The following is a 12492-nucleotide window of genomic DNA, read 5'->3' as shown; positions in this document are numbered from 1 at the left end:
CAAGACGAAACGACTCTGTAAGGAGTCCTGTGGCATTGTCCGGGGATAAAAACCTGAGGAGCGATGCCATGGGCGTCCAACCGCAAACCGAGCAGTTTCTCATCTCCGCTCGACCGGATCTGATCGATGCACGCGAAAATTGGATGAAATCGCTGAAGAATACGCGGCGGCTGGCAGCGAACACATTGGAAGCCTATGAGCGCGACACACGCCAGTTCTTTCAGTTTCTGACGGGCCATCTGGGTGAACCTCCGGCACTGAAAGATGTGGCAACGCTGCGGATCGCTGATCTTCGTTCATTTCTGGCACGGCGGCGCAATGACGGTGCTGGCGCACGCACGCTCGGCCGCGGGCTTGCCGGCATACGCTCGCTCCTGCGCTTTCTCGAAAAACAAGGCATGGCCAACGCCGCGGCCTCGATCGCCATGCGTGCCCCGCGCCAGCCGAAATCCCTGCCCAAGCCGCTGACGATGGTGGACGCACGGCGTGTGGTCGAAAAGGGCGAACAGCTCAACGAGGAACCATGGATCGCCGCGCGCAATGCTGCGGTTCTCACCCTGCTCTACGGTTGTGGGTTGCGCATTTCCGAGGCGCTGGGGCTGGATGGCAGTGCGCTGACTGATCCGGACGCGCGCTCGATCCTGATTACCGGCAAGGGCGGAAAAACCCGCATGGTGCCGTTGCTGCCGGTCGTGCACCGGGCCGTTGCTGAATATCGCGCGCTTTGCCCGTACGACCTTGAAGAGGGCAAGCCGCTGTTTCGTGGCGCGCGCGGCGGCGAACTGCATTCGGCAATCATCCAGCGCGATATGCAGAAAATGCGCGGCGCGCTTGGTCTGCCGGATACGGCGACACCGCATGCCTTGCGCCATTCGTTTGCCACGCATTTGCTGGGACGCGGTGGTGACCTGCGCACCATTCAGGAATTGCTCGGTCACGCCAGCCTGTCGACGACACAGGTCTATACGGGCGTCGATACGGAACGATTGATGGAAATTTACGCCAAAGCCCATCCTCGCGCCTGAATACGAACAATTTACCGGCCGAGTTTAACGCTTTCTCCGCAAGCTTACGGATAGATACCAGGCATGAACGACACGGATAATCTCACTTCACTTGATCGTACCGCAGATCGCCTCCTGCGATTGTGCCTGGTGCTGAGCTGGCTGCTGCTGGCTTCACTCTTCGTGGTGGCCTTCGGCGCGACGCGCGCCAGGGCCGAAGAGATCACCTGCGTCGGTCGTGATTTGCTCGCGGAGATGACAAAGACTGATCCAGCAAAGCTTGATGCTTTGCGCAAGGAGGCCGCGGACACCGTAAACGGCAAGGGGTTGCTGTGGAAGATCGAGAAGCCCGGCGTAAAACCATCCTTTCTCTACGGCACCATGCATCTGACCGATCCGCGCGTTCTCAAGCTTTCCGATGCAGCCGAGACGGCCTATCAGGGTGCCGACACGATCGTAATCGAAACCGACGAAGTGCTGGACCCGAAAGCGCCGATCAAAGTCATGGCCGAAACACCGGAACTGATGATGCTCGTGGACGGTACGACGCTGGACAAGCTCATTCCCAGGGACAAGCTCGATACTGTCGAAACTGCGCTTTCAGAGCGTGGTATCTCGCTCGCCGCCGTCAATCGCATGCAGCCGTGGATGCTGACCAGCATGCTCGCCATGCCGGCCTGCGAGTTTGCCCGCAAAAAGGAAGGCGCTGCCTTTCTCGATATCAAGCTGGCCGAAGACGCAAAGGCGCAAGGCAAGCGGGTCGCCGGGCTTGAGACCATCAAGGATCAACTCGGCGCCATGACGTCGCTGCCGGCACAGTTTCACATCGACGGATTGATCGAAACGCTGACCCTGGGGCCGAAATTGCCGGATGTTTTCGAGACTATGACCGTGCTTTATACGCAGGGCGATATCGGTATGATCTTCCCTCTAATGCGCTCGGTCTCGCCGGATGGCTCCAGCGGCGGGAATTATGCTGAGTTCGAGGAAAAAATGGTTAACGCCCGCAACCGGACCATGGCGGAACGCGCCGTGCCGATCATCGACAAGGGCAACGCCTTCATCGCGGTCGGCGCACTGCACCTGCCCGGCGAGCAAGGTCTTGTTTCCCTGCTGAAAAGCAGAGGCTATACAATCACCGCTGAGCAGTAATTTTACCAAGTATTGACGCCTTAAACCGGCATATATCCGGCATTGATCCAAGAGCATCCCCCGTCCATGATCTGACAATTCCGGAACTTTCTGGACAGATAGTCGTTGTTCTCTTCGGAATGGTGCTGAAAAGTCATGGAGGACACGAAATGACATACGATCCAAACCTGCAACAGCGACCGATGGAATCCGATCCAAACAATCCGAGATCAACCATCGTCAAGAGCGGTAGTGGCAGTGGTTTCCTGATCGCCGGTATTATTATTGCCGCATTGGTTATCGGCGGCTATTACTTCCTCAACCGTAGCGACACTGGTATGAGCCCCACCGCTCCGACACCGCCCGCTACGACTGACACGGCGCCAGCACCGGCCACACCTGAGCCGCCAGCAGCGACTGCACCTGCGCCGACAGCTCCGGCTCCTGCCGAACCTGCTCCGGCACCAGCTACGCCGGCCCCGGCTCCAGCTCCCGCTCAATAACTAGCGAGGAGAATACAAAAAAGGCCCGGATTTTCCGGGCCTTTTTGCTAGGGTTTTCAAGGAAATTACATGTGGATTGGCTTGAAGAAAGTCGCCAGCGCGGCCTCGCGCACGGCTTCCGACATGGTCGGGTGGGCGTGCGTCGTGCGCGCCAGATCTTCTGAAGAACCGCCGAATTCCATGAGCACAGTTGCTTCGTGAATCATTTCACCGGCGCCGTAACCGACGATATGGACACCGAGTACACGGTCGCTGGCCTTGTCTGCCAGGATTTTGACGAAGCCGTCCGTGTGCAGCATGGCGCGAGCACGGCCATTGGCAGTGAACGGAAATTTGCCGGCTTTGTAGTCGATACCGGCCGCTTTCAGCTCTTCCTCGGTCTTTCCGACAGAAGCCACTTCCGGCTGCGTATAGACAACGCTCGGAATCGCATCATAATTGACATGACCGACCTGTCCGGCAAGGATTTCGGCAACGGCAATACCCTCGTCTTCGGCCTTGTGCGCGAGCATGGCGCCCTCGACGACGTCGCCGATCGCGTAAATTCCGGGGATATTGGTCTGCCAATGATCATCGATGGCGACACGGCCGCGATCATCCACCGCAACACCAGCTTCCTTTAGTCCCGCGCCGTCCGTATAGGGCCTGCGGCCCGTGGAGATTAGCACCACATCGGCCTCGATCGCCTGCGCTTCGCCGCCCTTGACCGGTTCAAACGTGACCTTGGCGCTCTTGCCGGATTTTTCGACGTCCGTAACCTTGGCGCCCATCTTGAACACGATGCCTTGCTTTTCCAGCATGCGCTGGACTTGCCTGGAAACTTCGCCGTCCATTGGTCCAAGAATCTTGTCGAGATATTCCACGACGGTCACCCTCGAACCGAGGCGGCCCCAGACCGAACCGAGCTCAAGCCCGATGACACCACCGCCGACAACGACGAGGTGTTCCGGCACTTTTTCAAGTTCCAGCGCGCCGGTCGACGATATGATGACCTTCTCGTCGAACTCGACATCGACGCCGGGAATGCCAGCAACATCCGAACCGGTGGCGATGACGACGTTCTTCGTTTCGATTTCCTGAACGGTGCCATCTTCGGCGGTCACGGAAACCTTACCCGCGGCCAGAACCTTGCCCGTGCCCATGAACGTATCGATCTTGTTCTTTTTGAACAGGAAGGCGACACCATTGACGTTGGCTTCGACCGTCGCATCCTTATGGGCGAGCATTGCCGGAAGATTAAGTTTGGGCGTACCAACATCGACACCGAGCGTGGCATGGGAATGGCCGGCCTCATGGAACACTTCCGAAGCATGCAGCATCGCCTTTGACGGAATGCAGCCGATATTCAGGCACGTTCCGCCAAAAGTAGCGCGCTTCTCGATCACCGCAGTCTTGAGGCCAAGCTGCGCGGCCTTGATCGCGCACACATAGCCACCGGGACCTGTTCCGATGACGACGACATCATATGCCATGATTGATTCCTTCTCTTGCGACGTTACCCAATAAATTATTGTTCGGGCACGCATTCTTTAAAGCGGAAGACTTCCCAGGGAAAAGTCTCGATGGGTTTTTCAAGTTTGAAATTGAAGCTGCTCATGGATCTGGAAAAATCCGGCAGCAGCAAAGCCTGCGCTGCTGGTTCCTTGGCTTTCGGCAGGAGGTCGGCGTCGGCTCCCTCGGTCAAGGAATAGATAACACCGCGCCACACGGTGCATGCCTGCAGTTCGTCGCCAGTAACATCGCCACTCGGGCACTTGTACATGATGATGCCGTTGGGCCTTGCAACGCCCTCACTCCACATGACCACACCATCGAGTTTCAGATCGCTGTCGTTCATCTCGATAGAGAATTCATTCGATGTCATCACCGGCTGATCTTCGGGAACATGTCTGAAGGTCAGGGTATAAGCGTCATCCCTATCCGCATAGACGGCACGATCCTGCGTACAGGCGGCAAAAGCGGGTACAGTCAAAATTGTGCTCATTGCCACGAAAGCGGCAATGACAGGTGCTGTGCAAGAAAGGCTGGGCGAATTTATCAAATATTCGGCTCACTCGTTTATTGCAATCGGCATAACCATTGTGCGTGGTTCGACAAGCTCACCATGAGGGAATTTAGTGGCCTGCAATGATAGTTGCCACTGTAGTAGCGTGACAATTCCTGGCTCCTGCAATCAACCTACATCCCTCATGGTGAGCCTGTCGAACCACGCGCCATGAGGTGCTGGCCCTATAGATCAAGGACGAGGCGTTCCGGATCCTCGAGGCTTTCCTTGACGCGGACGAGGAAGGTCACCGCTTCTTTGCCATCGACGAGGCGATGATCATAGCTCAGCGCCAGATACATCATCGGGCGAATGACAATCTGTCCACCAACGACAACCGGGCGATCCTGGATCTTGTGCATGCCAAGAATGCCGGACTGCGGTGCATTGAGAATCGGCGAGGACATCAGAGAACCGTAGACACCGCCATTGGAGATGGTGAACGTACCCCCCTGCATGTCGGCCATGGATAAGGCGCCATCGCGCGCAGCTTTGCCAAGGCGGCTGATTTCCTTTTCGATTTCGGCAATTGACATCGCGTCGGCGTTGCGGACGACGGGAACGACAAGGCCCCTATCCGTGCCGACAGCGACGCCGACATGAGCGAAGTTCTTGTAGATGATGTCGGTGCCGTCGATTTCGGCATTAACCGATGGAACTTCCTTCAGCGCGTGCGTTACGGCCTTGGTGAAAAAGCCCATGAAGCCAAGTTTGACGCCATGCTTCTTCTCGAAGATTTCCTTGTAGCGGTTGCGCAGATCCATGACAGCCGACATGTCCACCTCATTATAGGTGGTCAGCATGGCGGCTGAGTTCTGCGCATCCTTCAGACGGCGCGCAATCGTCTGACGCAGTCGTGTCATCTTCACCCGCTCTTCGCGCGATGCGTCATCGACAGGCGACGCAGGACGAGCCACAACAGGCTTTGGTGCTTCCGTTGCAGCGGGCGCAGTAATGCCCTTGGCAACTGCGTCAAGCACATCACCCTTCAGAACCTGTCCACGTTTGCCCGAACCTTCGACCTGTGAGGCAGAGACGCCCTTTTCGGCCAATATCTTGGACGCAGCGGGCGAAGCCGGCATCTCGCTTGGTTTGCGTTCGATGATAGCCGGCTCACCGGCGACTTCAGCAGTCTTTGTCGACGCTTCGGCGGTCGAAGCTGCAGCAGCGGGACCGGTGGCCTGCGCAGTAGCTTCCGGCTTTGCCTCCGCCTTCTTGGCGGGAGCTGTCGCTGTGCCATCGGCCGAACCGATCATGCCGAGCAAGGCGCCAACCTCGACCGTATCGCCTTCCTTTGCGGTGATCTCGGCGAGCGAGCCCGCAGAAGATGCCGGCACCTCGATCGTCACCTTGTCGGTTTCGAGTTCAACCAAAGGTTCGTCAACGGCAATCGCATCGCCGACATTTTTGAACCATTTGCCAATTGTCGCTTCGGAAACGGATTCGCCCAGCGTTGGGACGCGGATTTCGGTTGCCATGTTCTCGTTCTTCCGTTGATCGTCTAATGTTCAATTACGAACCCAAAGCATCTTCAAGGAATGCTTCAAGCTGTGCAAGGTGTTTGGACATCAGGCCCGTTGCGGTCGATGCGGCGGCAGGACGTCCGGTGTAACGGACGCGCTGATGCTTGGCGTCGATATGTGCGAGGACCCATTCCAGATAGGGATCGATAAAGGCCCAGGCGCCCATATTTTTGGGCTCTTCCTGACACCAGACCATTTCCGCATTGCGGAAGCGGGAGAGTTCAGTGATCAGGGCCTTTGCCGGGAACGGATAGAGCTGCTCGACGCGCAGGAGATAGACATCGTCGATACCACGCTTTTCGCGCTCTTCGTAAAGGTCGTAGTAGACCTTGCCGGAGCAGAGGACCACGCGGCGGATCTTCGAATCCTTCTGCAGCTTGATCGCCTGATCCTTCAGGAGTTGAGCATCGTCCCATAACAGGCGGTGGAACGATGAATCGCCCGTAAAATCGCCGATCGAAGAAACGGCACGCTTGTGGCGCAGCAGAGACTTCGGTGTCATCAGGATCAGCGGCTTGCGGAAGTCGCGCTTCATCTGACGGCGCAGGATGTGGAAGTAGTTAGCCGGCGTCGTGCAATTTGCCACCTGCATATTGTCTTCCGCGCAAAGCTGTAGATAGCGCTCGAGCCGGGCTGAGGAATGTTCCGGCCCCTGGCCTTCATAGCCATGCGGCAGAAGGCAGACAAGGCCCGACATGCGCAGCCATTTACGCTCACCCGAGGAGATGAACTGATCGAAGATGACCTGGGCGCCGTTGGCGAAATCGCCGAACTGCGCTTCCCATAGGGTCAGGGCACGCGGGTCGGACAGCGAATAGCCATATTCGAAACCGAGCACAGCCTCTTCCGAAAGCATCGAATTGATGACTTCGTAGATCGCCTGGCCTTTCTGCAGATTGTTGAGAGGGATATAGCGTTGCTCTGTATCCTGATCATAGAGCACCGAATGACGCTGGCTGAATGTGCCGCGCTCGACATCCTGACCCGACAGGCGGACCGGATGACCTTCTGTGACGAGCGAGCCAAACGCCAGGGCTTCCGCAGTCGCCCAGTCAAAGCCTTCGCCAGTCTCGATCATCTTGGCGCGGTTGTCCTGGAAGCGCTGGATGGTCCGATGAACATTGAGACCAGCCGGAACTTCGGCGAGCTTCTTGCCCATCTCTTTCAAGGTCTTCACCGGCAGTCCGGTCTTGCCGCGACGCTGTTCGTCGGCATTGTCCGCCGTGCGCAAACCGCTCCAGGCACCGTCAAGCCAGTCAGCTTTGTTCGGCTTGTAGGACTGACCTGCCTCGAATTCCTGTTCGAGATTTTCGCGCCATGCGGCACGCATCTTGTCGGCGTCGGCCTCGGTGATGAGGCCTTGCTCGATCAGTTTGGCGGAATAGAGCTGGACCGTCGTTTTCTGACTGCGAATGGTCTTGTACATCAACGGCTGTGTGAATGCTGGTTCGTCACCTTCATTGTGGCCAAACCGGCGATAGCAGAACATGTCGATGACGACCGGCTTGTGGAACGTCATGCGATATTCGGTAGCGATCTTCGACACATACACCACGGCTTCCGGATCGTCGCCATTAACGTGGAAGATCGGCGCTTCGATCATCTTGGCCACATCGGACGGATAGGGCGAGGAACGCGAGAACCGCGGATTGGTGGTGAAACCGATCTGGTTGTTGATGATGAAATGCACGGTGCCGGCGACGCGGTGGCCACGCAGACCTGATAAGCCGAAACATTCCGCAACCACGCCCTGTCCGGCGAAGGCTGCATCGCCATGCAAAAGCAGCGGCATGATCTTTGCACGCTCGGACAGCGGCACAATTTCGTCACGGTCGCGGCCAGCCAGGAGATCCTGCTTGGCACGCGCCTTGCCCATCACTACCGGATTGACGATCTCAAGATGAGACGGATTGGCCGTCAGCGACAGGTGAACTTTATTGCCGTCGAACTCGCGGTCCGACGAGGCACCAAGGTGATACTTCACGTCACCGGAACCTTCGACATCGTCCGGCGTATAGGAACCGCCCTTGAACTCATGGAAAATCGCGCGGTGCGGCTTGCGCATGAACTGGCTGAGCACGTTGAGACGGCCGCGATGCGCCATGCCGAGAACGATTTCCTTAAGGCCCATGGAACCGCCACGCTTGACGATCTGTTCCAGCGCCGGAATGAGCGACTCGGCACCATCAAGACCGAAACGCTTTGTGCCCTTGTACTTGACGTCGATGAACTGCTCGAAGCCTTCAGCCTCGATCAGCTTCGACAGAATGGCCTTCTTGCCTTCCGCTGTGAAAGCAACGCCCTTGTCCGGACCCTCGATGCGTTCCTGAATCCAGGCTTTTTCCACCGGGTCTGAAATATGCATGAACTCGACGCCGATGGTCGAACAGTATGTGCGCTGAAGGATGTCGAGCATCTGCGGGATCGTCGCATATTCGAGACCCAGCACATTGTCGATGAAGATCTTGCGATCGTAGTCTGCCGGCGAGAAGCCGTAGCTCTCCGGCGACAGTTCATTATAGTCTTCCTTGACTTCAGCAAGGCCGAGCGGGTCAAGCTTGGCGTGCAGATGACCGCGCATCCGATAGGCACGAATCATCATGATCGCGCGCACGGAATCGCGGGCGGCGTGAATGATTTCCGAATCCGACGACGGTGCCAGAGGAGCGGTAACGCCATTTGTTGCGGCGGCGCCATTAGCGCCCTTGGCCTTCAGCTTGTCGGTGATGTGTTTTTCGACTTCGCCCCAATTGCCGTCCAGCGCCGAGACGAGTTCGCCATTGCCGGCGATCGGCCAGTTCGGCTTCTCCCAGGAGGCGCCTTTGGCATTGGCTATCACATCAGCCTTGCTGTCATTGAGGTTGGCGAAGAATTCCTGCCATTCGGCATCCACCGATGCCGGGTCTTTCTCATAACTCGCGTGCAGTTCCTCGATATAGTGGGCATTGCCGCCATAGAGAAACGAGGTGAGAGCAAAAAGATCGTTGGCCTGTTCTTGACGTGCCATGTTCGTGACCGGAGCCGCGCTCCGTCTCCTTTGATGGTGGTTTGATCGGGGCGACAACCGCCCCGATTCATTCTTGCTTCAACTACGGTCTCAGCCCTTGAGGACGTCGACCAATGTCTTGCCAAGCTGCGCAGGCGACGGCGAAACGCGGATACCCGCGGCTTCCATCGCTGCGATCTTGTCTTCCGCGCCGCCCTTGCCGCCGGAGATAACCGCGCCGGCATGACCCATCGTGCGTCCGGGAGGGGCCGTACGTCCGGCGATGAAACCAGCCATCGGCTTCTTGCGGCCACGCTTTGCTTCGTCGGCGATGAACTGCGCTGCATCTTCTTCGGCCGAGCCACCGATTTCACCGATCATGATGATTGATTTGGTCGCTTCGTCGGCAAGGAACATTTCCAGGATATCGATGAACTCCGTGCCCTTCACCGGATCGCCGCCGATACCGACAGCAGTCGTCTGGCCGAGGCCTTCATTCGTCGTCTGGAACACTGCTTCATAGGTAAGTGTCCCGGAGCGGGATACAACACCTACCGAACCCTTCTTGAAGATGTTGCCCGGCATGATGCCGATCTTGCATTCCTCCGGCGTCAGGACGCCAGGGCAGTTCGGTCCGATCAGGCGCGATGCGGAGCGATCGAGGCGCGCCTTGACCCGAACCATGTCCATGACCGGAATGCCTTCGGTGATACAGATGATCAGTGGGATTTCCGCGTCGATCGCTTCGATGATGGCTTCAGCGGCGCCTGCCGGCGGAACGTATATCACCGACGCATTGGCACCGGTGCGATCCCTGCCTTCGGCAACCGTCGCGAAAATCGGCAGCTGCGCGCTCGAACCCGTCGGCAGATTGCCTTCCCAGGTCTCGCCACCCTTTTTTGGATGAATGCCGCCGACCATCTTCGTACCGTAATAGGCAAGGGCCTGTTCGGTGTGGAAGGTACCGGTCTTGCCGGTGAGGCCCTGAACGAGAACCTTGGTGTCTTTGTTGACAAGAATAGACATGCCTTAGTTTCCCTTCACAGCCTTGACGATTTTCTGCGCAGCATCATCGAGATCATCTGCAGAAACGACATTGAGACCGCTCTCATTGATGATTTTCTTGCCAAGTTCGGCATTGGTGCCTTCGAGGCGAACGACCAGTGGAACCTTGAGGCCAACTTCCTTGACCGCAGCGATGACACCTTCGGCAATGATATCGCACTTCATGATACCGCCGAAGATGTTGATCAGGATGCCTTTGACCGCAGGATCGGCAGTGATGATCTTGAACGCAGCCGTTACTTTCTCCTTGCTGGCGCCGCCGCCAACATCAAGGAAGTTCGCTGGCTCAGCACCGTAAAGCTTGATGATATCCATCGTTGCCATGGCAAGGCCGGCACCGTTGACCATGCAGCCGATATTGCCGTCGAGCGCGACATAAGCGAGGTCATATTTCGAAGCTTCGATTTCCTTGGCGTCCTCCTCGGAGGTGTCCCGGAGTTCAACCACATCCGGGTGGCGGAACAGGGCATTGCCGTCGAAAGATACCTTGGCGTCGAGAACACGCAGCCGGCCATCCTTCATGACGATCAATGGGTTCACCTCGAGCAGGCTCATGTCCTTTTCGGTAAAGGCCTTGTAGAGGATCGGGAACAGCGTCTCGCCGTCCGTCCTGGCTTGGCCGGTCAGGCCATAAGCATCATTGATCTTCGCTGCATCTTCTGCGGTCACGCCTTTTTCCGGATCGATCGAAACAGTGATGATCTTTTCCGGCGTATCATGGGCAACACCTTCGATATCCATGCCGCCTTCCGTGGAAACCACGAAAGCCGGCCGGCCAACCGCGCGATCGACGAGGATCGACAGATAAAGCTCGCGCTCGATGTCGGCGCCATCTTCGATATAGAGGCGGTTTACCTGCTTGCCGGCCGGACCTGTCTGGTTGGTAACGAGCGTATTGCCGAGCATTTCCTTCGCATTGGCAACGACTTCCTCGACCGACCGCGAAAGGCGGACGCCGCCCTTCGCATCAGGGCCGAGTTCCTTGAACTTGCCCTTGCCTCGCCCACCCGCATGTATCTGGCTCTTCACCACATAGAGCGGTCCGGGTAGCGTCTTCGCCCATTCTTCCGCCTGTTCGACGGAGTAGACGGCGACGCCATTGGCGATCGGTGCACCGAACGAGTGCAGCAGCCGCTTGGCCTGATATTCGTGAATGTTCATATGGTATTTTCCTCTACGAATAATCCGGACGCGACAAGCGCAGGATCGTTTCAGAATGGGTTCGAGGCGAGATTACTTGAGGTTCGGTGCGATATTGATGCAAGCCTCACAAAGACCGGCAACGGAAGCGACCGAAGCTTCGAACTGTTTCTGTTCGGTCTTGTTGAGATCGATTTCGATAACGCGTTCGACACCGCCAGCGCCGATCACGACGGGGACGCCGACATACATGTCCTTGACGCCATACTGGCCGGAAAGATGAGCCGCGACCGGCAAAACCCGCTTCTTGTCCTTGAGGAACGCTTCGGCCATCTGGATCGCGGAAGATGCAGGCGCGTAGAAAGCGGAACCGGTTTTCAGCAAGCCGACGATCTCAGCGCCGCCATCACGGGTGCGCTGGATGATCTGATCGAGCTTTTCCTGGCTGGTCCAGCCCATCTTGACCAGGTCCGGCAGAGGGATACCGGCAACGGTCGAATAACGCGCGAGCGGCACCATGCTGTCGCCGTGCCCGCCGAGAACGAAGGCGGTGACGTCTTCAACCGAAACCTTGAACTCGTCAGCGAGGAAATAGCGAAAGCGCGCGCTGTCCAGAATACCGGCCATGCCGACGACCATGTTCTTCGGCAGACCAGAGAACTTCTGCAGCGCCCAGACCATCGCATCGAGCGGATTGGTGATGCAGATCACGAAAGCACCGGGGGAGTACTTCTTGATGCCCGCGCCGACCTGTTCCATGACCTTGAGGTTGATGCCGAGGAGATCGTCGCGGCTCATGCCCGGCTTGCGCGGCACGCCGGCGGTGACGATCACCACATCCGCACCTTCGATTGCCGAATAGTCATTGGCGCCGACAAGATTGGCGTCGAAATCGTCAACTGGCGACGACTGGGCGATGTCCAGTCCCTTGCCCTGCGGTATGCCTTCTGCGATGTCGAAAAGCACGATATCACCGAGCTCCTTGAGCCCGATCAGATGTGCAAGCGTTCCACCGATCATGCCTGAACCGATGAGGGCGATTTTATTACGTGCCATGCTGGTTACTTCCCTGATCTGAAGTCTTGACGGACGCCAA

The 12492-nt window shown here is 57.5% G+C and carries 10 protein-coding genes; 3 read left to right on the top strand and 7 right to left on the bottom strand.

What is annotated here, in order from left to right:
• Nucleotides 1–68: 68 nt before the first annotated feature.
• The 3 genes from ACSQ3H_RS04335 to ACSQ3H_RS04325 all read left to right on the top strand — a co-directional run bounded on the left by ACSQ3H_RS04335 (nt 69) and on the right by ACSQ3H_RS04325 (nt 2638).
• Nucleotides 69–1025: a tyrosine recombinase XerC gene (locus tag ACSQ3H_RS04335; protein ID WP_436115907.1), complete on the top strand. Its 957-nt coding sequence runs from the start codon at nt 69–71 to the stop codon at nt 1023–1025.
• 63 nt (nt 1026–1088) lie between these two features.
• Complete coding sequence (locus tag ACSQ3H_RS04330; RefSeq protein WP_436115906.1) at nt 1089–2156, top strand: TraB/GumN family protein; 1068 nt, start codon at nt 1089–1091, stop codon at nt 2154–2156.
• Nucleotides 2157–2305: 149 nt separating this feature from the next.
• Nucleotides 2306–2638: a hypothetical protein gene (locus ACSQ3H_RS04325; RefSeq protein WP_436115905.1), complete on the top strand. Its 333-nt coding sequence runs from the start codon at nt 2306–2308 to the stop codon at nt 2636–2638.
• A 65-nt stretch (nt 2639–2703) separates the two neighbouring features.
• Here the strand turns inward: ACSQ3H_RS04325 and lpdA are convergent, their stop codons facing one another.
• The 7 genes from lpdA to mdh form a co-directional block, all read right to left on the bottom strand.
• A complete protein-coding gene (gene lpdA / locus ACSQ3H_RS04320) occupies nt 2704–4164 on the bottom strand; it encodes a dihydrolipoyl dehydrogenase (protein ID WP_436115904.1) in 1461 nt (486 codons plus the stop codon).
• A complete protein-coding gene (locus ACSQ3H_RS04315; RefSeq protein ID WP_436115903.1) occupies nt 4146–4610 on the bottom strand; it encodes a hypothetical protein in 465 nt (154 codons plus the stop codon). The genes lpdA and ACSQ3H_RS04315 overlap by 19 nt, the downstream gene beginning before the upstream one ends.
• Before the next feature lie 257 nt (nt 4611–4867).
• Nucleotides 4868–6160, bottom strand: a complete 1293-nt coding sequence (odhB, locus tag ACSQ3H_RS04310) for a 2-oxoglutarate dehydrogenase complex dihydrolipoyllysine-residue succinyltransferase (protein WP_436115902.1) — start codon at nt 6158–6160, stop codon at nt 4868–4870.
• Nucleotides 6161–6194: 34 nt separating this feature from the next.
• The gene (locus ACSQ3H_RS04305; protein ID WP_436115901.1) at nt 6195–9212 is read right to left on the bottom strand and encodes a 2-oxoglutarate dehydrogenase E1 component; all 3018 of its coding nucleotides are present in this window, start codon (nt 9210–9212) and stop codon (nt 6195–6197) included.
• 90 nt (nt 9213–9302) lie between these two features.
• On the bottom strand, nt 9303–10217 hold the full coding sequence (sucD, locus tag ACSQ3H_RS04300) for a succinate--CoA ligase subunit alpha (RefSeq protein ID WP_436115900.1): 915 nt from the start codon (nt 10215–10217) through the stop codon (nt 9303–9305).
• A gap of 3 nt (nt 10218–10220) precedes the next feature.
• Complete coding sequence (sucC, locus tag ACSQ3H_RS04295; protein ID WP_436115899.1) at nt 10221–11417, bottom strand: ADP-forming succinate--CoA ligase subunit beta; 1197 nt, start codon at nt 11415–11417, stop codon at nt 10221–10223.
• 72 nt (nt 11418–11489) lie between these two features.
• Complete coding sequence (mdh, locus tag ACSQ3H_RS04290) at nt 11490–12452, bottom strand: malate dehydrogenase (protein WP_436115898.1); 963 nt, start codon at nt 12450–12452, stop codon at nt 11490–11492.
• Between the last annotated feature and the right edge of the window lie 40 nt (nt 12453–12492).

It is taken from the genome of Phyllobacterium sp. LjRoot231, from assembly GCF_964253365.1.
Lineage (GTDB): Bacteria > Pseudomonadota > Alphaproteobacteria > Rhizobiales > Rhizobiaceae > Phyllobacterium.
This window is presented reverse-complemented; position numbering and strand designations above follow the sequence as displayed.